Here is a 26565-nt window from a genome sequence, read left to right as displayed (position 1 = left end):
GCCCCAGGCATCGAGGACACCAGATGGCCCATTCAGCCACTGCACGTAGTCAGCTCCTTCACTAGGAGTACCTGTTGCAGCTAACCAACCCTCTGCTGTCCCAGGTTGATCCCCCTCCCTCGTGTTCATCTGCGCGGGATACACTGTACCTGCTTGGGGCTGAGGGGTCGGCGTAAGATGCGTCTCCAACGTCGATTGAGCCGGGTGAATCACTCTGTAGTTCGTGGTGACGTACTGCTCAACAGCAACCTGTCCTAAGTCCGTGAGGGATGCGCTGTTGTATTGTCCACGACGGTCAATGTCCACGAGCCCTAACTCTTCTAGATCTAGGATATAGCGGCCAACAGTCCCGGATTCCACGTCGATTTCGTCATCCTGCTTGAGATCACGATAGTCTCGGGTTCCGTCAACAGGGAGGTTCCCCAGTAGACGCAGCCGCCCTGATTCTTCTGGGAGGCCCTGTATTGCTTCCCACGCCGCCTTGAGCTGGTCCGGCGATGGTTGCCCGTCGTCATCTGCTAAGTCTGTAGTGGACGTCTCACGGGTACCAGTAAGACGGAGATGGGCGTCGTACCAGTCTGGATATCGTCGCTCAATCGCGGCGTCTAACGCTGGTGAAATAACTAGGCGGACGTCGAATGCGGAGCCGAGAACTGCGATAGTTGCAAGCGCTCGAACTCCTGTTCCTCGGTCATCGAGTGTTGACCACGACTCCCCATCAAGTACGAGTGTGATGGGTTGAGGAGTATCATCGAGCTCACTGTGGAGTCGAACAGGTCCTTTGGCAAGGGCTTCGAGTCCAGCATTAAGCGGGCCACGCCCGGTACTGATCGTGTTGAGGGCGTCTTTGAGTGACTTGTATCGCTGCCGGTGATAACCTGAGAGTTCGTCAAGGTCGTCTTCGTCTACATCGTGGTACTTGACCCCGAACTCGACGAGCGAATTCACGTACTCGACCGCTTCAGCTTCTGCATCACTCCAACGATCCGTTGTGAATTGCCATCTCTGGTGGTCGAACCCCAGGGTATCCTTCTGAAGACGACGAAGGACGGTGTTGTATCGTCCGTGCGCGAGTACTCCGGGGTTTTCTTCGTGGATGAATTCTCGAACTGACTCAACACTACTTGAGAGCAGATTATCGAGGAGATCAGGCATCCACTCCGTCACCTGTGGGGTGACCTCGGTGATGGTGATTCCAGCAGTAGAGAGATTCTCTCCTGGAACGATCTTCCGGATTCCTTGTTGTTGATTAGGCGTGTGCATGCAGTCCGTAGAGAGGTGCGGACTGCGTGGAAGCCGGAGAATGCGAGAGTCCCGAAACCAATTTGAACCCTCGCGTCCACACTATGAACAGGAGCGTCCCGATAATACCGCTCCGTCCACGGCGAGGACCGGCTCTGCTGGTCCGCTGCGGTGATACTTCAAAACGACATCCGGGACGAGGCCTGGAAACTTCGGACCCGGATTGTCGTTTGAAACTGTGCTTGTGAGTCATGACTATAGCGTAGTGGTGGAGTTACTGGGGACGCTTTCTATCGCGGTGGTCCTGGTTTTGGATGTGCATCTCTCTGGGTAGCTGGGACAAGCTCGACCTGCCGGCTTAGTGGCGAGAGGGACAGAGCAGCGGCTCTCCGAAGGCAAACGCTTAAGCCGGTTCGGGAAGAAGCAGGAGGTGTTCAGGCACCCGCTTCTTCTGGTGAGTTGCGTTTTCCTAGCTGTTGCTTCGTCTTGTGAGTCGGACCGACTTAAATGATTGTGTAATGGGGTGGGGTTTCCAGTGTTTGTAGACTTCAGATCAGTCTTTCCACGAGGATTTACTTCCGAGTCGCGTCGGGGGACGAAACTCCTAATGCGCTCGGTGGCGAAGAACTGATCACGGACACCCTGGCCCACTGGGAGTCCAATTCTGGGGGCGTTGGCCCGCCCCTGGTTCTTCACCGTGGTTAGTGACAGTTCTACTTGCCACCTCCTTTCTCGTCAAGGATCTTTACAAGACTAACATTAATTTCGAGTAGGGCTCTTTCCCCTTCTAAGTCCAGACCTTGGCGCACTTCCTTTGGAATTGTCACCTGGTATTTCGGGGGGCCAGCTGTAACTGTAGTTGTGACCGATTCTGAATCGCTCATATGAGTCTGTAAGCTCCCCTCACATATAGTATTACTGTGTAGGATTGAGTTCTACTTAGTAACTCAGCTTTGCACGTTGAAGTAGGAGCGTGACGTAGGCGGTGGCAAGGACGGATGATGCCGATTACGGACTTCTTGTCGTGTACGCGCGTGTTCGACGAGTTCGAGTCGCTGTCACCAGCACAACGTCATCATGCGAAAACCTACGCCACCGGTCTTGTTGCGGCCAGCAACAAGACCGTGGCGGGTATCGCACGCGAAGTCCTTCCAGCTCAGGGGAAACGCGCTCTCAACAAGTTCCTCACCGAGTACGACTGGGACGAACAGGAGTTCAACCACGAACGCCTCGAAGAGCTTCAGAAACACGGTGAAACGCGCTGGTCACAGGATGGCTACATCATCCTCGACGACACCATCACCGAGAAAGCCGGGGACGAAGTCCCCGGCGTCGGCCGCTTCTACGATCACGCTGAAGGCGACACTGTCTGGGGCCAAGACCTCATCTACGCGTTCTACGCTGACGACAAAACCGCCTATCCGCTCACTTTCCGCCTCTACGAACAGCAAGACGACGAGGACGATGACCACGATACCAAATACGATCTAGCCCGAGAGATCGTTACCGAACTCGAAGAAGAGGTAGGTGTGCCTGCGGACACCTACCTCTTCGACTCGTGGTTCGCTCACGACTCTGGCCTTCCCGAACACATCGAATCCTACGACAAGGACTGGATCGGCCCGCTCCGGAGCAATCGACAGGTGACCTATGGTGGCGAAGAGATCCGCGTCGATGCGCTTGCAGAGCGCATCGACACGGTTGAGCGCGATGTCGATGACGACACCTACCACATCTGGACGAAGAAGCTTCCCGTCTCCCAGCTGGGAGACGTGAAGCTGGTCATCGCCGAGAAGGAGACCGACGAAGACGAAGAGAACCCGGTCAAGTACCTCGCTACGAACAAAATCGACGCCCCGACCGAGCACGTGATTCGCTCCTACGGAATGCGATGGCGCATCGAGACGTTCTTCGAGGACTCGAAGCAGGATCTCGGCCTAGGAGACTGCGAGATGCAGACCGATGAAGGTGCCAGTCGTAGTGACTAACGCAACTTCTGAATGAATCCGTCGAGGTGATTTTCGATCCACGAGCCTGCGAAACTCAGCTGGTCGGTCAGCTTCGTGAAGATCTCATCGAGGAGGGCGCGGTATTCGGCCGCGCCCTCCACGATCAGGGGCGAAGACTCCCATTTGAGACTCTTCCAGACGGGTTCAATCGGGTTGAGATGCGGCGAGCCCACAGGCAGAAAGATGAGGTCGATCCCGAGTTCGTGGGCGCGTTTGCGCGTGTACGCACAGATGTGTGACGAGAAGTTATCCAAGACGAGCAGAATCCGCTCGCCCGGATTCTGCTCGCGGATCGCTTCGAGACACGCACAGATCTGCTCTTTCTCCTGATTCGGCGGGAATTGGAGAACACTCTCGCCGTTGAGCGCATAGAACCCGGCCGCTGGTGTATCGATTTTCACCAGCGGCCGGGTAATCGTCGGCTCGTTCACTGTGTAGAGCCGCTGAGAATTGTCCCACGGTTGCGGATGCGAGATATCGAAGAAACCGACTGTCGTGCCGCCATCTGTCCGGATATCGTCATCAACCGTCCAGTCTTCATCTTCGTCGTCTTCTGGCTGTTTGTTGTGGGGCTCGTTTTTCTCATCCTCGGCGAACGCGTCGGCAACGCGTTCGTCGAGGATTTCGTCGGCGTTCTCTGGCCGGTCTGGCCTCTCGGTACGCGGAATCGCGTACGAGAGGCCGAGATCAGACAGGAGTCGCGGCAGATAGTTCGGATGGTACTCGACATCGAACTCTTCGTTGATGAGGTGCTGAATCTCCTGCTTCTTCCAGGGTTCGCCCTCTTCGAGCAGGTCAAGGAGCCGCTCTCGTTGTTCCTCGTCGAGCTTCGGGGGCCGCCCGCCCCCGAAGCTCGGGGTCAGAAGTCCGAGACCGCCCTTATTCCAGAGCCTGGCCCAGCGACTCCCGGTTGATTGGGACATCCCGACATCGTCGGCTGCATCTTCGAGTGATGCGCCCTTGTACAGCCGTTTGATGAAGATGAGTCGCTTACTCACCTTCTCGTCATCTGTCTGTGTGAGCAAGCGGTCGAGATCGTCCTCACTGAGGTGACGGACGATCTCTTTCTCTCGTCCTGTCATTGCCCTACCAACTCAGAATACACCTAAATCTTCTGTGAACCACTATGCACTGGCACCTTCTGATGGCTGCCTACAGTCTCGTTCGTCTTGATCCTGAGTCGAGCGCCTTGGGGACGGTTCGCTCGAAAGCGTCTAGTGATCAACGAAACTTCTGGGTGAACCGGGATGAGGACTCAGTCGAAGAACGGATTTCTACCTTATCTCTGGCACGTGGAGTACCCAAAACTTCTGTGAACTACTAATCGCTTCGAGCGAACCTCGAACACTCCCTGAAAGAAACCGTGTACAATCTCCTCTCGTGGGTTCGAGACAACGATGATCGTGGCGTCGATGACCTCATGGAAGAGATCGACCACCTCTTCGTTCACTCAACCGCCGACGCTAACGTGCAAAGCTGAGTTAGTAAGACGGGTTTGGGCACTATACTTAATCTGAAGGAGAGACAGCGGGAGTTCCCCGCCCACGGTGGGGCGGGGGTGAAGCGCGTGGGCTCGGCTGCGTCCCTGTTTTCAACTATCTGGACGCCCTACTGTGAGATGCATTCGTTCTAGTTTAGTGGCGGTCAAAGCCGAACTCACCTCGTTCAACCCGTTCACGTAACCGATCTCTGTGTGGATTTGGATTTTGTGACGCCCACAGCAACAGGTCGTCCAAATCCGGCAGTTCGTAGCCTAACTCGATCATGAGATACAGTTGGATCAGATGAGCGTGGCGTTCGACGGCTAGCGAACAGCGACGGCGAGGGAGCCGCGACGCCGACGAGTCGGCGTCTGCGGCGGCTTCGGCCTCTTGCTGTCTTGCTTCGAGCGTCCGCAACTCATCTACGATTACACGACTCATCATCAACGAAATCGCCGCCATGATGATCAGCGCCTCGATGATGTAGGCGTCGGTCGTGTTGATTTCGTCCAAGCCGAACCGCGACTTCAACTCCTTGAACAGCAGTTCGACCTCCCAGCGCGCCCGATAGAGCTGCGCGATATCGGGCGCGCTATAGTCGTCTTTACCGAGATTCGTCAAGTAGAGATGGTACTCTTCGCTCTCCTCGTTACGTAGGCCGACCAACCGGAACGTCCGGGTCGCGCTGGCGCCCGACCCTCGTTTGCGCTCGAATGAGAGCGTGATGCGGATGTCGATTTCCTGTCGCTGCAGGTCGTCAAGGACGGCCTGCAGCGACTCTCCTTCCAGCGGGATACTGTTGCCCCGCCACGTTCGCAGTTCTTCGACGATCTCGAAGTTCGCGTTGTCCTTGACACGCGAGACGAACCAGCCGCCGTTCTGGTCGATTCGGTCGAACAACCAGAAATCGTAGAAGCCTAAATCAAGGAGGATGAGGGCGTCAGCTACCCACTCGCCGGTGGGTAGCTGACTCCGTTCGTGAGTTGTTCCGTCGGTTGTGCGGAATCGTGTCGGAAGGCCAGTTGAGAGAGATTCGGTGAGGTGGAGTTTCAGCTCGGCTTGATCGTCGCCGGTTGCTGTGTAGATATCAGCGGCGTCTTGGTACAGCGAAACGATGGTTGCGTCGGCAATGAGGACGTCTCGAAAGCGTTCGAGACGCCCGTTCAAGTCGGCTCGTCCGGTGTCGAGATTCTCGATGGCGTCATCGAGAATCTCTCGAAGCAAGGCGACAAATCCTGGTTCGAACCAGTCGTGGAACGCCGCATAAGAGAGTTCGTCGCAGTCAGCCATTTCGACGTAGCGTTCGAGAAACGCCTGGAGAGAGCGGTCTGATCCAGCAGCGAAACCGAACGAGAGCGTGTAGAACAGTGCAACGATGTCGAACTTCCGCTCACGTTCAACGAGACTCGTTGCGCGAGCGCGCTCGCGCAACTCGTCAGAGGGAAACGCTCTTTGAATCCGCTCAACAATCACCGAATCCGGTGGTGAGTAGGGCATAACTCCCACCGGGTTTCTCAGACAGGTAGTTGCGACGGTCTCCAATCAGCAGATAGCGTGGTATTTCTCCACTAAACTAGAACGGATGCTGTGAGATGGAACCCACGTTATCAGCCTCGCAAAACCCGCGCACCCCATTCCGGGATACGACGCGGTGCGCCGGGCCTGTGTCGCGCCCTCGTGCCAGAGACTACGGCGAAGCCACGGCCCACCCCACCCGTGGTACCTCACTCCCTCGTATCAGGCAACCCTTGTCCGATATATCGGTCTTCTGTGAGCCACCATCTTCCGCTCTAATCATCGTAGCATCTTAGAAATTCCTATAATTTTTGAAAATCTTGGAAACTACAAAAATTCTAAAATCTGCATGGTTTACAAAATTCCCGAAATGCATATACTGGATTCAACATCCACATCTCTCCTCTACATCTTATACTTTATAGAAATTATACAATCTCTCAAGGTCGCGCAAGGTTTTAAGATGGTGTGAATTATAGAAATTATCACGATGAACGGGCCAACACCACGCGCCGTATCATTTGCGATGCTCAAAGGTGGATTCGGCAAATCAATCTGTGCGAACACGCTTGGCGGCGTTCTCGGCAACCGAGGTCACAACGTCCTCGTCGCAGACCTTGACCCAGCAGGCCACCTCTCCACCGGACTTGGCTACTATACGCGCGAAGACGAAGATAAAGCCGACCTCGGAGACGTCCTCCTCAATGAAACCGACCCTCAACAAATAATCAAGCATCCTGGTTACGGCTTCGACTTCGTTCCCGCACTTAACCTTGAACGCGTCAATGACGATCTCGCCCGCGACGACGTGTTCGCGAGCGATATGAAACTCAAAAACGAGCTCGTCGACCCATTGCTTGGAAATGACTACGATTATATCCTCTTTGACGTCCCGGGTTCGCGAAACAAGCTCGTAAACAACGCTGTCGTCGGCGCACCAAATGCGATTCTCCCGCTTATGCCGGCTCCAGAAGCGTTGAACGGCCTGCGAGAAACCTCAAAGAAGCTCGTGATGGATATTCGGCAAGCCTTCGATTTCGAGATTCTAGCGACTATACCGAACAATCTCTCACAGCGAATCGACCAGCGGACGAAGGATCGCAACCTGCTTGAGGCGATGAACACTGACCCTACCTTTGCTGCCTACCTTGAAGCTGGCCGCCGTGCCGACTGGACGGGCAGCCAGCCCGAACTTCATGACGGCGTCGACGTTGAGACAGTTCTGGACGAACACATCCCGCCGTTCGCACGAATTACGCCCGACCAGTGGGAACAGATCGATAACGGTGATCTCCATCTCAAGCCAGGGATTCGGCATTCCGGCGAGTTCGGGGACGCCTACGAGGAACGCCAGCCGCTGACAGCGTACAACCCAGAGAACGCGCAGTTAGCACATTTCGAAACGCTTGCTGATATCGTCGAGAATGGAGGGATTCAGGCATGAGTGGATTTGACCTTGGGGAAAGCGCAGAAGATGCAGACGACGATCCGGCCGACCAGGAGTCAGTCGAAGACGTGGAGCAGACAGAACCGTCAGTAGAGGACACCACTAGCGAGGAAGTGGTGGATCCGAAGGAAGAGCCACCATTTGGAACGGAAGACGTTCGTCAGTATTCAACGTACCCGCGCGAGGATATTCTCGAAAAATTCCAGCAGATTGATACGGCCGAGGTGCAGCCGTTTCTCGTCACACGAGGCGTCAAGAATGTTGAGACGCGCGAAATCCATGATGCGCTCTATCGAATGGCTATCGAGAATCCCGAGCGCCTCGGAGAGTTAATTATGGAAGGACGCGGGCTTGACCCCGATAACTAACTGATATTGGAATACTACAGCATCAAGAACTCGTTTATGGGTGCCGAAGATACGTTAGTCTAAACTAAGTTAGTTCAAACTCCTTTAGAGGAACAGTTTTACGTGCCCCCCTCAAAGTGAGCACCATGACTGGATTTGTAAACCGGAAACGGGAACTGAAACGCCTCGAGAAACTCTACGAGAGCGATACGGCAGCACTGGCGGTAGTTTGGGGACGACGGCGAATGGGGAAAACGACGCTCGCAATCGAGTCGATCCGAGACCGCAACGACGCCGTCTACTACCAGGCGACTAGAGGGACTGCAGACCAGCAGATTTCCTCGTTCATCAACGACGCTGCCGAGGTGTATCCAGGGATCACGCGGATCCGTGAAGAGTGGGAACCGCTCTTCGAATTTCTTGCCGAGCAGGATGCAGTCATCATCGTCGACGAGTTTCCGTATCTTGTTGAGCAAACGGACGCACTCCCATCGATCTTGCAGCGCGTCTGGGACCATACCGCTGAGAAAACTGCAACGACCTTCGTGCTGACCGGGTCCGCTATCGGAATGATGCATGAGTATGCGCTTGAAGGAACAGCGCCGTTGTACGGTCGCGTCGCCAAGAACCCGAACGGGGAAATCGAAGTTGGCCCACTTCACTTTGAGGCGGCGATGTCGTTTTTCGCTGATTATTCCCCCGTTGAACAGGTGATGACCTACGGTGTCTTCGGCGGGACGCCAGAGTATTTGCGAGCCGTCGAAGATCACGAGACACTTGAGGAGAACGTCACGAGAACGCTGTTACGGCGTGATGGAGGGCTCCACGAGGAGCCTGAAAACGTGCTCCACCGAGAACTGGACGAAGTTGACCGGTATTTTGCGATATTAAAGTCGCTTGCGGAAGGAAACCGAGTCAAGAACGAAGTCGCCCAGGGTGCCGGAATCAGTAATAGTAGTGTCGGCTATTATCTCAACCGACTGAATGACTTGCGCATTATTGAACGAGACTACCCGGTCACCGTCGACCCAGATCGAAGCCGGAAAGGCCGGTATACGATTACAGATCCATTATTCCGGTTCTGGTTCAGATTCGTCTATGGGCGGACAGCGCGGTACGAGGTATATGGTGAGGACGCTTATATCGACCTCATCGACCCAGAACTGCCAGACTTCGTCAGTGGGACGTTCGAACAGTTATGCCAGCGTGCTGTCTTATACGCATTCGGTGACGAGTATCGTTTCGTAGAGGAGCCCGGGAACTGGTGGGATGGGAGCGGAAGCGAGATCGACATCGTTGCGCCGACGAATGGAGCGACACTCCTCGTCGGTGAGGCAAAATTCCAACAGGACGCGGTTGGATATGACGTCCTCAGTCGACTCGAATCTGAAGCCCCAAAAGTAGACTGGCATCCAGACAGCGGTGGTGACCCAGAGTACACGTATGCGCTATTCAGTCGGTCTGGATTCTCGTCCGCAGTCAAGGAAGCCGAATCGGAACGGGACGATCTTCACCTGTTGACCGTCAATGACGTCGTCGGACTGATCACGGAGTAGCGATCGAAGTGAATTGCTACTATAGTAGAGTTCAGTGCTGTGTTGAATAGCGAACTCTGAGTGGGAGTCAAGTGACCCCGATTTTGAGACCTTGGGAGTCACCCGCTCACGAGCCGACTCATAATCTGCTCGCCAGCCATCTGTTCTAGTTTAGTGACGGAGTGAAGCAGGATCTCAGCGGAGACTATACCGAATTGAGGCGGATTAGCTCAGGAGACTGGGTTCGCTGGAGCAGGCAGTCGCTGATTTGTTGTGTGATACCTTCGAGGCGGCGCACTCACAGCCGTGAGTGCGTCGCCGTTCCAGCGCTGCCGCTATCGACACAGGTGCTTCCCCGGTCGTCAGGCGAGTTCGTTACCAGAACTCGCCTGACTCAACCTGCTCACGTAACCGCGGTCGATGCGGATTTGGATCACGTGAAGCCCACAGCAACAACTCATCTAAATCCGGAAGTTCGTACCCTAAATCGAGCATCACGTACAACTGAATCAGGTGTGAATGGCGTTCGACAGCGTGAGAACATCGTCGACGAGGAAGTTGCGGCGACGACGCTGTGGCGTCGTCGGCGCTTTCCCGTTGTTTCACGTCCAGTTTCCGGAGTTCATCGACGATAACACGGCTCATCAGCAGTGAGATTGCGGCCATGATGACCAGAGCTTCGATGATGTACGGATCGGTCGTGTTGATTTCGTCAAGTCCGAAGCGTGATTTCAGTTCTTTGAACAATAATTCTATTTCCCAGCGCGCCCGATAGAGCTGTGCGATATCGGGCGCACTATAGTCGTCTTTCGAGAGATTTGTCAAATAGAGATGGTACTCTTCAGTATCCTCGTTCCAAACACCGACCAGTCGGAACGTTCGGGTCGTGCTGGTGCACGACCCTCGCTTTCGCTCGAACGAGAGGGTGATGCGAACATCGATTTCCTGTCGCTGCAGGTCGTCAAGGACGTCCTGCAGCGACTCTCCTTCGAGCGGGATACTGTTCCCCCGCCACGTCCGGAGCTCTTCGACGATCTCGAAGTTTGCGTCGTCTTTCACACGGGAGACGAACCAGCCGTTATTCTGGTCGATGCGGTCGAACAACCAGAAGTCGTAGAAACCGAGATCGAGCAAGACAAGTGCGCCAGCTACCCACTCGCCGGTGGGTAGCTGGCTCCGTTCTTGGGTTTTAGCGTCAGTTGTTCGGTACCGTGTTGGAAGGCCAGTTGAGAGTGATTCTGTTAGGTGAAGTTTCAGACCGGCCTGATCGTCACCGGTCGCAGCGTACACATCCGCGGCGTCTTGATAGAGAGAAACAATGCTCCCATCGGCAATGAGGACGTCTCGAAAGCGTTCGAGACGTCCGCTAAGGTCGGCATTTCTGGTATCGAGATTCTCGATGGCATCATCGAGAATCTCTCGAAGGAGTGCAACGAACGGTGGAGAGAACCACCCGTGGAAGGTTGCATAGGAGAGTTCATCGCAGTCGGACATTTCGACGAATCGTTCGAGAAAAGCCTGTACAGATCGGTCTGACCCAGCAGCGAAGCCAAGTGAAAGCGTGTAGAACAGCGCAACAGCGTCGAATTTCCGTTCACGCTCGACGAGATTCGTTGCGCGAGCGCGCTCGCGCAACTCATCGGAGGGAAACGCTCTTTGAATCCGATCAACAATCACTGAATCCGGTGGGGAGTAAGTCACACTATCCACCGGATTTCTCTGACTGGTAGTTACAACGATATCTAATCAGACGACGGTACACTCTGCTAAACTAGAACGGATGGGTATTAGACACACCTTCAGCAAGCAGACGTCTCAACTAACCGGCTTTGTGATGTACTGAGTATAGCGATATCGTCACCCGCTCAAAACCGGTCGATTTTGGCGTCACGGTGGATTTCGTCCGTCGTTCAATCGGTCGTACGAGTCGGCGTGATACCCGACACGCCACAACTTGAACACGGCACGCGCCACTAGTTCTTCGGGCGTCTGTTCGATACAGGAGGCTTCGACGTCATCGGGGGTGGAGCTCGCATCGGGTGGTGGATGGTAGTGTTCGAGGTCGGGTACGGGATAGTCGCCGTTGTGGGGATGTTTTCCCCAGCGGAGATTCACACCTGCCGAGTCCGTATAGTGGAACTTGTAGTTGTCCTGTGTTGTCCAGACGATATCGATACGGGCGCTCTTGGCGTCCCCGATACCGTCAGCGAGCGTGACTTCAAGAACGGAGGGATGGAGGTAGTCGTCAAGGTGGGGCGTCGCGAGGGGTTCGATCTCCGTGATGATATCACGGATCGTGACGAGTGCCGCTCGGTCAGTTGCCCCTTGGAGCGCGTGGTTCTCGTCGGGTTCAGGTGATTCGGTGTCGTCCATTACGCGAGGGCGGTCTCGTCGCTCCGTCGATCCTCGCCGTCGACGAACCGCTCGGCGTTCGCAATCGAGAGAGCGGCGTTCGCGAACGCGAGATTTCGGCGCAAAGTCTGCCACTCTCGAAGCGTTCCAACGTCGATCTCTCGTTCGTCGTCGTTCGATAGTGTTCGATTCGCTCCCTCGACGGCCAGGTCTTCTGGCGAATCCACATCATACGTCGATCGATACTCGCGGAGTTGCGCTCGCATCTCCTCGATGCGTGTGAGGAGTTCGTCCGTCGAGACATGGTCGAGGATGTCCGCGGCCTGTTCGACGACCAGCGATTCTGCCGAGCGGCGATAGACTGTCCCCCCGTTCTCGCCGGTCGCTGTCGTGACGAACCCCTCGTCGGCGAGTGTGTTCAGGTGTTTGCGCGCTGTCTTCGGCGTCGTTTTCGCGTCGTCGGCGACGGTTTCGGCGGTGACGTGCGTGTACGTGTGGGCGATAACCGCTCGGACGCGCTCGGACGGCATGGTCTCCGCTTTCCACTCCGCTTCGACAGCCTCGTTGATGTCTTCGAAGTCGTCCGGGGGTGTTGGCTCGGTCATATCACTCGCTACGGAGGGGAGTAATATAGTCCTTTGGAGAGGGCCTCTGTTACTGGTTCTAGGGTAGGTATCTTCTCGTCGTTTGGAAGATGCAGGGGGATCGACTACGGGAGGGAGTCCTGCCGAAGCAACTGTCCAAGCGTACCGCACTCTCCGATTGAGGGATCGCTGTTTGCCAACACGAACGTCTCCCAGCTGTCCACAGCTCCAACGAGAACATCGGGATATCTACAGGCGAAACGCGGCTAGAGGTCCTCGACGTACTCCCGCCGGGCTTCGCGTCGGTCAGACTCGGTACTCATGTCGTACCACCGTTCGATCGTGTCTGGGTTGGCGTCACACCGCTTCGAGATCACGTCCTCGGTGGGGACACCGTTGGCCCGGAGATGGGTGATGTAGCCTCGACGGACAGGGTGCGGTGAGAGAGATTCCGGACAGTCGTAGGCGGCGTTATTCGTTTGGGCGGCGTCGCACGTGTCTGGATCCTCGCCGACCGGACAGTCCTGGCCGGTGGCACACGGCCGAGTCCAGGCGTAGACGTACTGGCGGATCGTGCTCTTCTGGAGTCGGCCGTTCCGCGTCGTCACGAGTGGCTCACGTCCGTGGTCGTCGGTGACGGCGTTCCGGTTCTCCTGGATGTAGCCGTCGATGGCCAATGCGGCATCCTCGGAAATGCTGAGTTCGCGCTCGGCATCGTAGCCGTTCTTCAGTCTCGTCCCGGTCTCCTCTCGGTTGACGACTGTGAGGTAACGCTCCTCGGCGTCGTAGTCGTCGAGGTCCAACGCGTAGAGCGTGGACTGTCGGATCCCGGTCTCCGCGAGGATGGCCCAGACGACGTGTGCCTTGGTGAAGGGTCGGTAGGTCTCCAGGTGGTCGACGATCTCCCCGGCGCTCTCTCGGGCCAGCCAGCGCTCGTCCTGGCCCTCGTGTTTGGAGACCGTCGGGAGGATGACGAGCTTGTGGAACCCGTGGTCAAACACGCCCCGATGCTCGCAGTACTTGAGGAACTTCCGGAGGGCAGCCAGACAGCCCTTAATCGACGACGTTGCCTCAAGTGAGGACTCTTTGTGAAGGTAGTTCTGGAACTCGTCGAGTGTCTTGGGCTGGACGGTCCCGAGGTCCTCGATGCCGTGTTTCGCGCAGAACTCCTGGAAGTACTTGAGTCGGTTTCTGTAGGCTGTAACGGTGTTTGGTTGGACGTCCCAGGGGTTGGTGTCGAGGTAGAACTCGACGACATCGTCGACCGCCACGGCCCCGGAGAACAGTTGGTCGCGGTTCGAGGAATTGGCCGTCTCCGAATCAGTGTCCGGCCCGCCGATATTGGTCGGCGAGCAGTCGGTCTGGCTGTTGGTACTTTCGGTTGGACGGGCAGTGTTGGTGTGGGTATCTTGGGACTGACCAACCATCCCAGGAGCTGGCGTCTCGGGGCCGTGGGGCTGTGGCGTTTGGTGGGCATGCTGGCCCGGGTCCGTGACTACTTCCCCGCCGTCAGTCCGGACCTCCCGAGTCGGGTTCTCTGCGTCGTTCTCGTGTTGGTCGGGATCGGTCGTGGGTTGGTCGGGGTTCTCCGGGGTTTCGTCGGGCCGGTCGGATTCGTCGAAACCGTCGTTTGGGTCGGTCATTCGTCGACCAACTCCGTACGTTGGGGGACTCGGTTACCGGGTCCAATGGGCCAGTGGCCGGGACGGAATGACGTTAATGGTCGGTAGCACCGACCATTGGTGTCCGGAATTGGCCGGGACGTCAGGTGCCGGGTTCGATGTACTCTCTGTGTTCTCGTAGTCGAATTTCCCCGAATAGTCGGGTCACGGGTTTCGACGAGAGATCGCCCGGGGTACCCCGCGTAATTGGTCGGTGTGTTGGCCGGGGGTTGGTGAAGGACACCCGGTCGTCGATGGTCGGTGAACGAGGTCTTCTCAGAGTCGTGGCTGAGTCGAATTCTTCGGAATAGCACCTTGTAGCCCGTGCCTGGCCAATTATTCCGACGGCCAGTTATCTGGTCGTTCTCTGTCTCTCCTCGGCCAGTATCGACCACCGGGGATCGACGTGGCGTGCGAGCACCTTGATGGCCGGTCGCGGATGTTATTGTCGCCATGTTCTCTGTCCAGGTAATAGATCGTCCCGGTATGGCAAAGTAGTAATGGGTGAAAAAGAATATAGATTTAGGCAGTAATTGACTAACCATGACTGATGACCGGGACATCCCTGGCGACCAACTGTTCACCGGCGTCGAGGACGTCGACGATGACCGGGAGTTAGGGCCGATTCTCACGCCCGAAGACCGACCCCGCGGGATCCTGTCTCCGACCGACCGGGAGTATCTCTGCGGCCACAAAGAGTACGCCCAACCCCAGACGGATGCGAACCGACGGCAGGCCATCCGCGAACGGGTCGTGAACGGGCTCAAGGACTTCGCGTTACTGAGCGTTCTCCTCGAACCCGAGGAGCGGGAGAAGGTCTTTGTGGAGCTTGGGCAGGAGGAAACCGACGATGCCCTTGCGTCAATGGTCGCGTTTGCGTATCTCGGGGTAGAGGGCGATCGGCATCGGTTCGAGACATGTCTCGAGCACGGCATCCTCCAGGGGGCGACCGTCGGCCAATTTTCTGAGTCGGGTGGTCGGGCGACCGACGCGGACGTGTCCATCTCGGTTGAGTACGATCCCAATATCGAAGCGCTGTATCAGCGTTTCGAGGATGGTGCGGAATTGACCGACGCCGAGGTCGGGGCGCTAGTTCGGGCCGGGAAAATTGGTGGGGACGATCTCGAAGAATTGGCCGAGTCGTCCGGAGGGTTTCCCGGTGTGTTTGTCGGGAAGGGAGCTGAATCTGGGGAGTAACGTGAACGTTGAATGTTGTGAAGGGCTGATTTTCACCAGGATTCGTCGATGGCACTTTGATACGCAGTTTCAGCTTGGTCGGCGACTGCGTCCCAGTCATATCGCTGCGCGCGTTCGACGGGGTCCGAAGATGGTCGGTCACCGCAAAGTGCCGCTTCGAGTGTCTTCGTGAGGGCGTCGACGGTTGGCTCGACAAGGAACCCAGCGTCGCCGATGACCTCGTCAGCAGCGGAGTCGGGATGGTCGGCGCCGATGACGGTGCAGCCGGCGGCCATCGCCTCGGCGTAGGTGATGCCAAATCCTTCGCGGGTACTCGGGGAGGCGAACACGTCCGCGGCGCGCATGTTGCCTAGGACGTCCTCGTAGTCATCGAGGAAGCCGAGGAAAGTGATCTGGTCACTTGCGTCGAGGTTGCCGGCGAGGGTTTCGAGCGTCTCGCGTTCCGGGCCGTCGCCGACGATGCCCAGGGTTGCTTCGGTGGGCGCGACGCGATCGAACGCCCGCAGGAGGACGTCGACGCGCTTGTCGGGGATGAGTCGCCCGGCGAAGAGGACGTCGAAATCCTCGGCGGCGGGCTCGGTGGCGCGGATCTGCTCGAAGTCGATCCCGTTGGGGATGGTCCGGATGCTGTTGCGGTTGGGGCCGATATCGGCGAGTCGATCGGCGGTGATCCCCGAGACGGTGATTGGGTGCTGAGGGGCGCGGGCGGTGAGGTGTTCGGTGAATTTCCCAAAGGGGGCGAGGTGGCCGAGGTAGTCGCGCCAGTAGTCGCCCCAGACCTCGTGCCAGGTGGTGATCAGCGGGGTGTCGGTGCCGAGGGTGGCGAACTTGGCGGCGAGGACGGGGAAGTACGGGAAGACGCTCGCGACGACGAGGTCGTGGTCGTCGATGTTGCGTCGGAGTGGGCGGAGTACGTCTTTGGAGAACTCCAGGGCTTCGGTGATGGAGCGCTGGCCGTCGTCGTCGGTGTAGAGTTCGCGCTCCGGGCTGACTGCTTTGAGGGTGATTCCTTCATGGGTCGTTTGTTTGGGGCCGTCCCAGAAGTGCCGGCCGTAGATGGTGACGTCGTGGCTTTTGTCGGAGAGGCGGGTGGCGATTTCGTGGATGCGTTTTTCGGCGCCGCCGGTGTTGAACGGATATACAACATTACTCACAAAACAGATGTTCATCGAAAGGTGGCTGTACTCTAGCGAGTCGGAACCTTGAAGGCTCTGCTTTCGTGCAGAAAAGGAGACTAGACTTTAGTCGTGTTCTCCTCTTTGAGCGGAACTGGGAACTTTCGGTCATACTGTGGGCGCGTGTTCAATCGTCGGATCGTCGAGGAATTGACGTGCATCATTGTCGTGTAGGCGGATAAACAGTCCTGACCCGTCTTGGACACCCTACTGCTCAACAGCGTAGTTGTCGTACCCTATTCGATCGACTTCTGTCTGGAGATGCTGCACTGAATAGGTTTTTTGCATCAGTTGTGACGGTTGGTCGACACTAAACTTGTGTAGAATAGAGACGATATGTGAAAATGACAATCCAGTCCGGTGCATTCGGATACCAAGCTCCATCGCGGACCTGGTTGTCGCCTCTCGCTTCACAAAATCGTACGTGTTTAGCCCCAGAGCGATTTCGGTAGTCTCTCCTAGGACCCGTACGAGCAGTGCAGTAGGTCGATGCAACAGGCGAACGAGTTCATCTTCGAGGGATGGTCTCCGACCCGGAGACCATCCCGTCTCGTCTGGTTATGACTCCGTCGGAGCCAACCGAAGAAGAGATACTCGACCGCCTTGCTGCGCTTGAAGAAGAAAACCAGCAGCTTCGGGAACAGGTTGAGGAGCTCGAAGAACTTCGTAAGGAGAACAAGCGTCTCAGAGCCAAGCTCCGGTGGTACGAAGGACCACATACACCGCCGAGCAAGGAACATCCAGGCGATGAAGAGTCGTCCTCGTCCGATGGGGACGAGGACGACGAACAGCCACGTACTGACGGTGGCACGCCCGGTCGAAAAGCCGGACACGAGCCAGAATGGCGTGAGGCTCCTGACCCGGATCGAGAAATCGAGGTGACCTGTGACTGCTGTCCAGAATGTGGCGAAGCGTTCGACGAGTCGGCGGGCGTCAGCCCCCGACTCGTCGAGGAACTCCCAGATCCACAGCCACCGGAAGTCACACAGTACAACCGCCACCACTACGAGTGCCACTCCTGTGAAACCGAGACTGTCGCCTCACACCCCGACTGCCCCGACGAGGGGCAGTTCGGGGTGAACGTTATTGCTCAGTCGGCGCTATCTCGGTACGATCACCGACTTCCCTACCGGAAGATCGGAGACCGCTTCCAGCAACTACACGGACTGGAGCTCTCGGCCGCGTCCACGTGGCACGCGACCGAGCGCGCTGCGCGCGCCGGTCGCTGTGAATACGAACAGATCCGTCGCCAGATCCAGCAAGCCGACGTTGTCCATATAGACGAGACTGGAATCAAGCGAGACGGCGAACAGGCGTGGCTGTGGACGTTCACCACCGAGAACCACACGCTGTACGCGGTCAGAGAAAGTCGTGGAAGCGATGTTCCCGCAGAAGTCCTCGGCGAGGACTTCGCGGGAACGGTCATCTGTGATGGGTGGACGGCGTATCCAGCCTTCAGTGAGACGCTTCAGCGGTGTTGGGCACACATTCTCCGGGAAGCTGAAGACGCCGCTGAACAGCAGGCTGAAGGCGAACCGATCTATCGTGCTCTCAAGGAGTTGTACGTCGCTCTCCAGGCTCGACTGGAGAGCGACTTGACAGTGCGTGAGCGGGCAGAATTACAGCGTGTTGCACGAAGAGAGCTTGAATCGTTGATTGAGCGGTCAGTCCCCGACGGACCAGTGGCAACACTACTCGGGAAGATCGAAGGAGGCCTCGACCACTGGCTCACCTTCGTCGGTGAGCCAGCGGTCTCCCCGACGAATAACGCTGCGGAAAGCGCACTACGTGAGCCAGTGGTTCTCCGGAAGCTCATCGGAACACTTCGGAACGACCGCGGGATGTTCGTTCACGAGACGCTGCTGTCCCTGCTGGCGACGTGGCGCCAGCAGGGACGCAACCCCTACGAGGAATTCAAACGAGTCGCCCGAGACAACGAGATGATCTCACGAGCTCACGCTGTGCCGGCTGTTGCGTCCTCGGGGTAAACACATACACAAAATCTAATTCGAAGCAGTCGATACCTCCGTTGAGGCGGGCGAGCATTAATCACTCATAAATTGTTCCGCCTCCTCTTCATCCTTATCTGAACAACACCTTGTAGCCATCCGAAACAAAGTAGTGCTTTAAAGATCAATCTCCTACTGATGACTACAGATTTAGCGTTTGTGTCGCTTGGGCAATGGTCCTCTGTGTGGGAGCAGAGAATTGACCACATATCCGATCACGTGGGCACAATGACTGTGTATCGAGCTACAGATGAGAATCCAGATTTTGATATTCCAGACAACGTGGAATTTGTTGATGTAGTAAGGAACCGGCGAACACCCTTGATCCCACTTTATTCAATCATCTGTATTGTTCTAATATTGTATAGGGAACTTATAGACGAAACAAACCATAACGTTATACATTCTATTGATTACTATGGGGGTCCGCTTTGCGCAATCACAGTGGGCAATCTTTTGAGTATTAGATCAATTATTTCAATGAGAGGTTTGCCAAAACAAGCAACTCCGGAATATGCTAAGGGAGCTAAATCATCAAACAAATATAGTCAATATCTGTTCTATATGATACTTATATTCTATTATAAATATGTACTTCCTTTGGCAGACGTAGTACACTTTAAATCAGAATCAGAGATTGAATATTTATGTGGAGACTGTGGCATAAACATTCGCCGCGCTGAGATTATACCTACGGGGGTGGACATTGAGTTGTTCGATAACAGATCCGGAGATATATCCTTCCTCAACCAACACCTGTCAAAAATGGATATTAATGACATTAAGACTAAAGAAACTATTCTGTATGCTGGCAGAATATCTGAAGGGAAAGGAATCCTAGAATTGCTAAACCATCATAAAAACATTGATAAAGATATCAATCTACTCATAGTTGGTATACCGACTGGTTCCAAAGGAGGGGAAATCCAAGGAGAGATTATATCTAGAGCGTCCAACTATGATAGTATAAAGCACATTGATGACTTCATAGACCATGAGAACATTCCAAGTCTAATACAGACTTGTGACTATGTCACTTTACTTTCCACCTATCGGACCGAGGGGGCACCAAGAATAATTCAGGAATCCCTGATTCTAGGTACTCCTTGTATAATCTCAGATATGCCCGGAGTCTGTGAGCCATTTAATGACATTTCCGGTTGTGAGGTAATTGACCCTGTATCATCACATCAATTTGAGCAATCTTTGTCAAATCTAGATGACCAGAGAGTTAATAAAGATGTGGCGAAAGAGCGGTTTGATATGGCAAAAAATTATCAACGTCTCAGTGAACTGTATTATCAGAATTGAACCTGGTGAGTTACCAGTGATATTAATGGAAACCAAGATAACTAATTAAAACATGCCCCAATCAAGCGCCTTAGTAATCGGAGACCCATATAGTAGTAAAAGCTCAGAAGAGTTCTTGAAGAAATTCACGGAATTAATATCCTCATCTGTTGACAATACATTTGTTCTTAGTGGAGATAAACCAGCGGATAAAGGTGATATCACGTGGCACCCATATAAACTAGAGATTCAGAACGACTTTGATGACAAAGCAAAGCAGTTTCTAGAATATCAGTTCGCTACATGTAAAAAAGTGGTTGAATATCATTCTCGTCTAAATTATATCGTTCTCAGATCGCCGTCATATATATTTCCCACTCTACTGGGAGAAATACTGGGAATTGAAACGAAGCTCTTTGTAGCTCAGAAACCAAATATAAAGTTCCTCCCTCAGATAGCGATGGCAAATATGCATATTGCTGATCAATTGATAATTGAATCACCTGGTGTGCTAGAGCATTGGGGGAAAGAGGATTTAAAAGGTAAGTCAGAGGTCGGTAGCGTTTATGTTGATTTATCCAGGTTCCGGAAAAAGAAAAACATTTCAGATAGGGGATATGATATTGGGTATTTGGGGACGCTTAATAAGAGAAAGAATGTTCACAAGCTAATCGATTCAGTTCGAGAAATTTCTGAGAATAACCCATCATTTAAGACAGTGATCGGTGGTGCAGGTGAACTAAGTGATTCAGTAGAGACACTGTCTGAAGAGTATGCTAACGTTGAGTACAAAGGATTCGTGACAGACGACGACCTCTGTGATTTTTATAATTCCTGCAAACTATTTGTATTGCCCTCTTCATCAGAAGGTTTGCCTAATGTGCTTCTCGAAGCAATGGCTTGCGGAACGCCTCCTTTAGGTACGTCGATAAGCGCTATATCTGATGTCATAGACCATAGGAATAATGGATTTCTAATAGATAAGAACCGAGTAGACGACTTATCTACGGTAATCCCCACTTGCCTCGATACTCCCTACATGGAGACGATATCAGATACCTGCAGGAGTTATATTGAAGAAAGATATTCAAAGGATAACGCATTAAGGAGATATAATACGATCTTTTGAAGCAAGGGAGTTCTCGCAATTGATTAGGTCTAATTCTCCAGTAGTGTATATCGGGCTGCTCAAAGAAGAATCATTGATATGAGAATCGTTTCTCCAAACAAGTACTGTTGATCCGCAATCATCGTTATCTACGTATATAGGATCTATAAACTCATTCTCTTCTGCTGCCCAAAGACCCCATTCATAGCCTGCAATTCTTCCGTTATGATATTTGCTGGCCCATTCACTGGACTGAAATTGAGCGTTCGAATAGTGGCCTTGGCCAATGACAGTCGTTTCAACATCGGATTGCATTACGTGAGGTGGGATAGCTGATATTTGTGTCAATATAAATAAACAGATGAGAAATGAAGCAAGAATAGTACTAACTGATTCTAAGGTATGGCTTTCAGTTAGCTTGAAAATAGCCATTAACGCAGGGGGTAAGATAGTAGCCGATAAGAAAATTAAAAATCGAATGGGGTCAACTGGAATAATCGTTCCGACTACAAGCAGACCCAAATATATACTGGAGATGATGCCAGAGAAGAAGATTAGCGTCAGTTCATAATCTGAGTTCTCGTGGTGAGAAAAGAAAAGGTAAATATGAAGTAATGCCATAATCGCTAATACTAAAATTGATAGACGAGAAATATATGCAAGTAAATTTAATCCCTCAACATGTTGAAGGCCGCTAACTCCTCCCGCTGGAGCGCTCGCAATACTTTCGCCATTAAGGAACCTTAGCACTTTCACTCCAAACCTCAGAACAAAATCTTGAGCGAAGTAAACGAATATAGTAGTGACCATCAGATAGAGTATGAGTGATGGGATTAGATCATTATCTGCGGTCTCATTTCTAAATGTGGGGATGTATTCCGCTGCCTGTCCAGATATTAGTTTTGTTGTGAAAAATAGAGCGGCGATAACTGCAGTCAAATGATGGGATAACGAGATTGCGATCGTCGTTATTATGAGTTGAATTTTGTGAGTCCACTTTTTGGTTCCCATGGAGACAGCTAACAAACAAATGAATACCAGAATAACTGCGTGAAGTTCATCTACAAATTTTGTCTCGAACATCAACAGGGTTCGAACAGATGCAAAACCAGTCGCAGCGGCTCCAGCTATACGCCAGTTATAGAGTCTACGTAAAAATAGATAATATAGTGATGGCAGCGTGATTGAGATCATCGGGATGTACTTTGAGAATACATCTATTTCTGTCCCTGATACTTCCCATCCTATGGAGACCAAAGAGTAAAACAGAGGCCAAGAAGCGCCATCATTAATGTATTCGCTTAGTGATGTGAAATTTATAAACCCATGAAGTTCGGGTAAAGTGCGAATGTAGGGGTCATATCCAAATAGCCCAAATTCCATAGGATCTATTACGATCAGGGCTGGGCAAAACGCCACATATGTTAGGAAAAGAACTATTACTGATCTCTTCTTGACTAGGACTGATACTATCAGCAAAATTAGATACATTAGAAACAGTATGACATAAGGTACATAGATAGGTGTATTACTACTGAAAAAGCTGTAGTAAAAAAATCCGGTGGACAAAAGGACGAGTGCTATTCCTAAGGCCTTTACTCTTCGCGAACCAATCATAAATGTCATATATTTGATATAATATCACTCAACTCTGATACCTGTTCCCTTTTTTCCTTCCCAATTTCGGATTTATCAAGGGCAACAATCTCGTCTGTGATGTCATCTTCAAGAACTCGATCAAATAAGGCTGCTCGTGGTGTATCATAGTAGAATTTAGCCTTTTTACCGTACGCTAATGCTGGTACACAAGCGTGGATTCTATCCGAGTGGGTAACTGTAGAATTCCCATATAAAAAGAGATAGTCTTTTACATTATCCGAAACAAATATATCATCATTGTTGTAGAATCTGCGGTTATCGAATCTGAATTTTAATTGCTTGATTATGCCTCTATGTGGTTGTTCAAACGGATTATGATTGGCCCTAATGACTCTCCTCCCGTTTCCAACATCGGGTTCGGTTATGCTATCGAATGTAGCCATGTCAAATGTGGAATTTGCGTACGGTGGTGAGTACCAATCGTTAATAAAAAAAGCACAGTCTATTCCATTATAAGATTGTTCAGCAATATCTGTATAGTGTTTATATGCCTTCTTATCGCGAGTTATTATACCATGGACATCAATATCTTCCAGCATTGACTTTGTCTCTTCTATAGTATCACTGTTGTAGTCGCCGCCTCCGGCTCCTAATAGAATGAGAGGGATCCCTCGCTTCTGCAAATTCTTCAGTACAGGAAGATATGTTCCAACACCATGTTGATAGAGAACACAACCTGGGAGAATAGCTACGTCGGGATCGACGAGTTCAGAGATGTTTAAAATTCGTTCTGGGTAATCAGATTTTTGCCTTCGAAGATTAGCTAGCCATGAGCCAAGAGATCCCATTGCCCCTTTAATCCCAGACAATTCCCCAAGGGATTTATGATCCGCAACTAAATTAGGAAACCCGCTCACTTCAATTATTTCATCGTCTTCAGTTGCTTGCTTTACTAATGAATAGGCACCTTTGTCAATAAACCCATTTCCTATGTTCGTTGTCCAAGTCCTTAGCAGTAGTATCCTCATGCCTTCCCAGTATCGTTCACCCCATATAAACCTAGATATATAGTACGTGTTTACCCCGAGGTCTCAACAACCGGCACAGTCTGCTCTCGTGAGATCATTTCGTTGTCGTGGACAACCCGCGTAAGTTCCTCGTATGGGTTGCGTCCCTGCTGGCGCCACGTCGCCAGCAGGGACAAGATCGTCTCGTGAACGAACATGCCACGGTCGTTCCGGAGTGTTCCGATGATTTTCCGGAGAACAACAGGTTCACGAAGGGCGTTTTCTGCGGCATTGTTCGTCGGGGAGACCGCTGGCTCACCGACGAAGGTGAGCCAGTGGTCGAGTCCACCTTCGATCTTCCCGAGGAGTGTTGCCACTGGTTCGTCGGTCACTGACCGCTCAACGAGCGATCTGAGGCCGTCCTGACACGCTCGATGCATCTGTGCTCTCGCACGAGGATCTGGGTCGGTCTCCAGCCACGACTGGAGACCGACGAACATCTGCTTGAGATACCGGTACACCGGTTCTGCCTCCTCGTGGTCACTAGCAACGTCTTCAGCCTCCCGGAGAAGATGTGCCCAGCACCGCTGAAGCGTACTGCTGAACGCTGGATACGCCGTCCACCCATCACAGATGACCGTTCCCGCGAAGTCCTCGCCAAGGACTTCCGCGGGAACATCACTCCCACGACTCTCTCTGACCGCGTACAGCGTATGCTCGTCCGTCCGAAACGTCCAGATCCACGCTTGGTCACCGTCACGCTTGATGCCGGTTTCGTCAACGTGGACGATTTCAGCCTCCTGAATCTCTCGACGGATCTGCTCGTACTCACAGCGACCGGCGCGCGCAGCGCGCTCGGTCGCGTGCCACGCGGATGCACCTGAGAGTTCGAGTCCGTGAAGTTGCTCGAAGCGGTCCGTGATTTTCCGGTAGGGAAGGCGGTGATCGTACCGTGACAGGGCAGATTGCGCGATGACGTTCACCCCGAACTGCCCCTCATCGGGGCAGTCGGGGTGAGTCGCAACCGTCTCAGTTCCACAGGAGTCGCATTGGTAGCGGTGTCGGTTGTACTGGGTGACTTCTGGTGGCTGTGGATCCGGGACTTCCTCGACGAGTCGGGGGCTGACGCCCACCGACTCGTCGAAGTGGTCGCCACACTCGGGACAACAGTCAGAGGTGACCTCGATTTCTTCATCAGGATCGGGCGGAGAGCGCCACTCCGGGTTGTGACCGTCCTTTCGACCGGGAGTACCACCATCAGTTCGGACATCGTCGTCTTCGTCGTCCTGCGAGGTCGGGGACTCGTCGGTCCCCGACCGTCGCTTACTGGGTGGAGTGTGTGGATTCTCGTACTTCCGGAGACGTGTTTCGAGTTCTTCGATCCGCTCTTGCTGCTCTTCGATCCGTTCGTTCTGTTCCTCGATCCGCTTGTCCTTCTGGGCAATCTTCTCTTCCAGCTCGTCGATTCGCTCCTCCATCTGGAGAAACCGCGAGAGGAGTTCGTCCTTGGAGAGATCGTCCCAGCTCATCGATTCCACCTCGAAACGACGACAGCAGGGCCGACGGGATGGTCTCCGGGCAGCGGAGACCATCCCTGAGAATGTAGACTGACTCCCTGCTGACAGACCATGTATCTGTCACAGGCCACCACCTACGAGACAGTGACGAAATCAGACGGGGCTAAACACGTACGATATATAAAACCAGTTTATCTTCTCTTTCAGATCTGATGCTGTATATGTAATAAATTCAATATCATCCGGGAGATCCTATAGTTCCCCATAGAGGGATATTTTCTATAACTAGAGAGGATCTATCTAACAAACCATTACAGGATATTAATACATCACACTACTCAGCCCTCGGACAAGGCTATATCATTGGTTGGGGCGGGATGGATACGTCAATTGTCGTAGATCCCACGGAGTACCGACCGACAATGAGGCAACCCAGGCGACAAACGATTACCTTGTCAATTCTGCTGGATGTGGGGAAATCCATATCCCTGCTCTCCGTCCCGATAAGACGCCCATCACGATAGAGTTACAGGTCGTTCTGGGATCAATGTCCCAGATTGCCCCTGTCTCGGCTATTTCTATGGACTCGGTGACCGACAGGGAAGCTTTTAGAGGTTCACAACCACCATCGACAACGGCAGCTACATATTTTTTCGTCACTGGAGATGTGGAACACTCGTCCAACACCAGCAGGGTCGAATTTATCGGAGGCCCGTGAAAACCTCCAGCGACACAATACCCCCATCGTCAGTTTCAGCTGTCAAATAAATTCAATTGCGAACTGGGGAAGTCCCGAAAGTGGTACGGAGATGCTGTCGAGATCAGCATTCAGCTTCACATTCAAGATCAACACAACCACCTTTACCCCGCAAGACGATCAGACAACTCCAACAGCGAGATGCTTGTCTTTACGAGCGACCGAACGAAGAGCCGCCAGCGAATGGTAAAATTCACCGCAACATCACCCCCCGCCACGACGTCGGAATCGAAGCCGGCGCCGATGCGTCTAAAATCTTCATCGGCGGTAATCACGGGAGTGCGGCCAGCGAAGGCAAGATAGTCTTTGACTGAGGCACTGCTTTCTTCACTGACGACCTCCACATCGCCTCTCCGAAAACGGCGCCCACGGGATCAAATTCGGGGGATACTACTCCAACATCAACCCGTCGCACATTCGCGGGATTTCAGGAAACGTTATTCACATCACGGGTAACGCAGACACCTATGCGGTGAGTTCTGAGATCCAGTATGAGAATGGGATTGATGGAGATGCAATTCACGTGGAAGCGGAACCTGCCAACCGCGGCGTCGTTCCATATGAATCGACAGTTGACGAAAAAGTAACCTATCCGTCATCCACATGGTCTACTCTGGTCCATCCCAATGGGGGATATGACAGGTTCGATGGGAGGGTGTCGACACGGTTGCCGCCGGTTCGTCGACGCTCGTGAAGGGTTTGCGGGCGCACGAATGAATACAAAATGAATATC

General features: G+C 53.4%; 19 protein-coding genes and 3 pseudogenes. 9 read left to right on the top strand and 13 right to left on the bottom strand.

Translation table 11 applies throughout. The features are described 5' to 3' along the window. Window positions 1-1263 (bottom strand): annotated as a pseudogene (locus ACOZ32_RS00585) (plasmid replication protein RepH); the annotation flags it as partial. Between the two features lie 692 nt (window positions 1264-1955). Further along, window positions 1956-2126 (bottom strand): hypothetical protein, encoded by a 171-nt coding sequence (locus ACOZ32_RS00580; RefSeq protein WP_424334756.1) that lies wholly within the window; start codon window positions 2124-2126, stop codon window positions 1956-1958. A 114-nt stretch (window positions 2127-2240) separates the two neighbouring features. On the opposite strand from ACOZ32_RS00580, the pseudogene ACOZ32_RS00575 reads away from it, so the two are divergent. Then, a pseudogene (locus ACOZ32_RS00575) lies at window positions 2241-3221 on the top strand (IS701 family transposase); the annotation flags it as partial. A gap of 5 nt (window positions 3222-3226) precedes the next feature. Here ACOZ32_RS00575 and ACOZ32_RS00570 read toward each other — a convergent pair. Then, window positions 3227-4333 carry an IS630 family transposase gene (locus ACOZ32_RS00570; RefSeq protein ID WP_211086653.1) on the bottom strand — a complete coding sequence of 369 codons (1107 nt, stop codon included), beginning with the start codon at window positions 4331-4333 and terminating at the stop codon, window positions 3227-3229. 242 nt (window positions 4334-4575) lie between these two features. Between ACOZ32_RS00570 and ACOZ32_RS00565 the strand changes: the two are divergent. Continuing rightward, a pseudogene (locus ACOZ32_RS00565) lies at window positions 4576-4731 on the top strand (IS701 family transposase); the annotation flags it as partial. 154 nt (window positions 4732-4885) lie between these two features. On the opposite strand, the gene ACOZ32_RS00560 reads toward ACOZ32_RS00565, so the two are convergent. Further along, the gene (locus ACOZ32_RS00560) at window positions 4886-6229 is read right to left on the bottom strand and encodes an IS4 family transposase (protein WP_382217744.1); all 1344 of its coding nucleotides are present in this window, start codon (window positions 6227-6229) and stop codon (window positions 4886-4888) included. A gap of 508 nt (window positions 6230-6737) precedes the next feature. Here ACOZ32_RS00560 and ACOZ32_RS00555 point away from each other — a divergent pair. The 3 genes from ACOZ32_RS00555 (at window position 6738) to ACOZ32_RS00545 (ending at window position 9597) form a co-directional block, all read left to right on the top strand. Then, on the top strand, window positions 6738-7691 hold the full coding sequence (locus ACOZ32_RS00555) for a ParA family protein (RefSeq protein ID WP_188872924.1): 954 nt from the start codon (window positions 6738-6740) through the stop codon (window positions 7689-7691). Beyond that, the gene (locus tag ACOZ32_RS00550; protein ID WP_188872923.1) at window positions 7688-8062 is read left to right on the top strand and encodes a hypothetical protein; all 375 of its coding nucleotides are present in this window, start codon (window positions 7688-7690) and stop codon (window positions 8060-8062) included. The genes ACOZ32_RS00555 and ACOZ32_RS00550 overlap by 4 nt, the downstream gene beginning before the upstream one ends. 125 nt (window positions 8063-8187) lie before the next feature. Further along, window positions 8188-9597, top strand: a complete 1410-nt coding sequence (locus ACOZ32_RS00545) for an ATP-binding protein (RefSeq protein ID WP_188872922.1) — start codon at window positions 8188-8190, stop codon at window positions 9595-9597. Window positions 9598-9951: 354 nt separating this feature from the next. Here the strand turns inward: ACOZ32_RS00545 and ACOZ32_RS00540 are convergent, their stop codons facing one another. The 4 genes from ACOZ32_RS00540 to ACOZ32_RS00525 form a co-directional block, all read right to left on the bottom strand. Next, window positions 9952-11286 (bottom strand): IS4-like element ISH32 family transposase, encoded by a 1335-nt coding sequence (locus ACOZ32_RS00540; protein ID WP_012289608.1) that lies wholly within the window; start codon window positions 11284-11286, stop codon window positions 9952-9954. 177 nt (window positions 11287-11463) lie between these two features. Next, window positions 11464-11949, bottom strand: a complete 486-nt coding sequence (locus tag ACOZ32_RS00535; protein ID WP_424334793.1) for a hypothetical protein — start codon at window positions 11947-11949, stop codon at window positions 11464-11466. Next, window positions 11949-12533, bottom strand: a complete 585-nt coding sequence (locus ACOZ32_RS00530; protein ID WP_424334792.1) for a DUF7342 family protein — start codon at window positions 12531-12533, stop codon at window positions 11949-11951. The genes ACOZ32_RS00535 and ACOZ32_RS00530 overlap by 1 nt, the downstream gene beginning before the upstream one ends. A gap of 245 nt (window positions 12534-12778) precedes the next feature. Beyond that, window positions 12779-14155 (bottom strand): site-specific integrase, encoded by a 1377-nt coding sequence (locus ACOZ32_RS00525; RefSeq protein WP_424334791.1) that lies wholly within the window; start codon window positions 14153-14155, stop codon window positions 12779-12781. 561 nt (window positions 14156-14716) lie between these two features. Between ACOZ32_RS00525 and ACOZ32_RS00520 the strand changes: the two genes are divergently transcribed. Then, a complete protein-coding gene (locus ACOZ32_RS00520; RefSeq protein WP_424334790.1) occupies window positions 14717-15370 on the top strand; it encodes a hypothetical protein in 654 nt (217 codons plus the stop codon). A 32-nt stretch (window positions 15371-15402) separates the two neighbouring features. On the opposite strand, the gene ACOZ32_RS00515 is transcribed toward ACOZ32_RS00520, so the two are convergent. After that, complete coding sequence (locus ACOZ32_RS00515) at window positions 15403-16539, bottom strand: glycosyltransferase family 4 protein (protein WP_424334789.1); 1137 nt, start codon at window positions 16537-16539, stop codon at window positions 15403-15405. Window positions 16540-17105: 566 nt separating this feature from the next. Here ACOZ32_RS00515 and tnpC point away from each other — a divergent pair. The 3 genes from tnpC (at window position 17106) to ACOZ32_RS00500 (ending at window position 20973) form a co-directional block, all read left to right on the top strand. After that, window positions 17106-18533, top strand: coding sequence for an IS66 family transposase (gene tnpC / locus ACOZ32_RS00510; protein WP_285253944.1), 1428 nt, complete (start codon window positions 17106-17108; stop codon window positions 18531-18533). Window positions 18534-18692: 159 nt separating this feature from the next. Then, entirely contained in the window at window positions 18693-19865 is a 1173-nt protein-coding gene (locus ACOZ32_RS00505) for a glycosyltransferase (protein WP_424334788.1), read from the top strand. 52 nt (window positions 19866-19917) lie between these two features. After that, window positions 19918-20973: a glycosyltransferase family 4 protein gene (locus ACOZ32_RS00500; RefSeq protein WP_424334787.1), complete on the top strand. Its 1056-nt coding sequence runs from the start codon at window positions 19918-19920 to the stop codon at window positions 20971-20973. Here the strand turns inward: ACOZ32_RS00500 and ACOZ32_RS00495 are convergent. From ACOZ32_RS00495 to ACOZ32_RS00480, 4 genes are all read right to left on the bottom strand, one after another. Beyond that, window positions 20947-22335: a hypothetical protein gene (locus tag ACOZ32_RS00495; RefSeq protein ID WP_424334786.1), complete on the bottom strand. Its 1389-nt coding sequence runs from the start codon at window positions 22333-22335 to the stop codon at window positions 20947-20949. The two genes, ACOZ32_RS00500 and ACOZ32_RS00495, sit on opposite strands and share 27 nt — an antisense overlap. Before the next feature lie 239 nt (window positions 22336-22574). Then, complete coding sequence (locus ACOZ32_RS00490) at window positions 22575-23579, bottom strand: polysaccharide pyruvyl transferase family protein (RefSeq protein WP_424334785.1); 1005 nt, start codon at window positions 23577-23579, stop codon at window positions 22575-22577. A 50-nt stretch (window positions 23580-23629) separates the two neighbouring features. Then, complete coding sequence (locus ACOZ32_RS00485) at window positions 23630-25087, bottom strand: IS66-like element ISH10B family transposase (RefSeq protein ID WP_012289081.1); 1458 nt, start codon at window positions 25085-25087, stop codon at window positions 23630-23632. A gap of 849 nt (window positions 25088-25936) precedes the next feature. Then, on the bottom strand, window positions 25937-26176 hold the full coding sequence (locus tag ACOZ32_RS00480) for a hypothetical protein (protein ID WP_424334784.1): 240 nt from the start codon (window positions 26174-26176) through the stop codon (window positions 25937-25939). Window positions 26177-26565 lie beyond the last annotated feature (389 nt).

The sequence above is a fragment of the Halobacterium sp. MBLA0001 genome (genome assembly GCF_049705385.1).
GTDB lineage: Archaea > Halobacteriota > Halobacteria > Halobacteriales > Halobacteriaceae > Halobacterium > Halobacterium salinarum.
The sequence above is the reverse complement of the archived record's forward strand: the minus strand, read 5'-3'. Positions and strand labels throughout refer to the sequence as shown.

Excerpts from the sequence above, each read along its gene's own strand:
- ACOZ32_RS00580 (WP_424334756.1), bottom strand. The coding sequence starts at position 2,126 with ATGAGCGATTCAGAATCGGTCACAACTACAGTTACAGCTGGCCCCCCG.
- ACOZ32_RS00570 (WP_211086653.1), bottom strand. The coding sequence starts at position 4,333 with ATGACAGGACGAGAGAAAGAGATCGTCCGTCACCTCAGTGAGGACGAT.
- ACOZ32_RS00560 (WP_382217744.1), bottom strand. The coding sequence starts at position 6,229 with ATGCCCTACTCACCACCGGATTCGGTGATTGTTGAGCGGATTCAAAGA.
- ACOZ32_RS00555 (WP_188872924.1), top strand. The coding sequence starts at position 6,738 with ATGAACGGGCCAACACCACGCGCCGTATCATTTGCGATGCTCAAAGGT.
- ACOZ32_RS00550 (WP_188872923.1), top strand. The coding sequence starts at position 7,688 with ATGAGTGGATTTGACCTTGGGGAAAGCGCAGAAGATGCAGACGACGAT.
- ACOZ32_RS00545 (WP_188872922.1), top strand. The coding sequence starts at position 8,188 with ATGACTGGATTTGTAAACCGGAAACGGGAACTGAAACGCCTCGAGAAA.
- ACOZ32_RS00535 (WP_424334793.1), bottom strand. The coding sequence starts at position 11,949 with ATGGACGACACCGAATCACCTGAACCCGACGAGAACCACGCGCTCCAA.
- ACOZ32_RS00530 (WP_424334792.1), bottom strand. The coding sequence starts at position 12,533 with ATGACCGAGCCAACACCCCCGGACGACTTCGAAGACATCAACGAGGCT.
- ACOZ32_RS00525 (WP_424334791.1), bottom strand. The coding sequence starts at position 14,155 with ATGACCGACCCAAACGACGGTTTCGACGAATCCGACCGGCCCGACGAA.
- ACOZ32_RS00520 (WP_424334790.1), top strand. The coding sequence starts at position 14,717 with ATGACTGATGACCGGGACATCCCTGGCGACCAACTGTTCACCGGCGTC.
- ACOZ32_RS00515 (WP_424334789.1), bottom strand. The coding sequence starts at position 16,539 with ATGAACATCTGTTTTGTGAGTAATGTTGTATATCCGTTCAACACCGGC.
- tnpC (WP_285253944.1), top strand. The coding sequence starts at position 17,106 with ATGACTCCGTCGGAGCCAACCGAAGAAGAGATACTCGACCGCCTTGCT.
- ACOZ32_RS00505 (WP_424334788.1), top strand. The coding sequence starts at position 18,693 with ATGACTACAGATTTAGCGTTTGTGTCGCTTGGGCAATGGTCCTCTGTG.
- ACOZ32_RS00500 (WP_424334787.1), top strand. The coding sequence starts at position 19,918 with ATGCCCCAATCAAGCGCCTTAGTAATCGGAGACCCATATAGTAGTAAA.
- ACOZ32_RS00495 (WP_424334786.1), bottom strand. The coding sequence starts at position 22,335 with ATGGAATTTGGGCTATTTGGATATGACCCCTACATTCGCACTTTACCC.
- ACOZ32_RS00490 (WP_424334785.1), bottom strand. The coding sequence starts at position 23,579 with ATGAGGATACTACTGCTAAGGACTTGGACAACGAACATAGGAAATGGG.
- ACOZ32_RS00485 (WP_012289081.1), bottom strand. The coding sequence starts at position 25,087 with ATGAGCTGGGACGATCTCTCCAAGGACGAACTCCTCTCGCGGTTTCTC.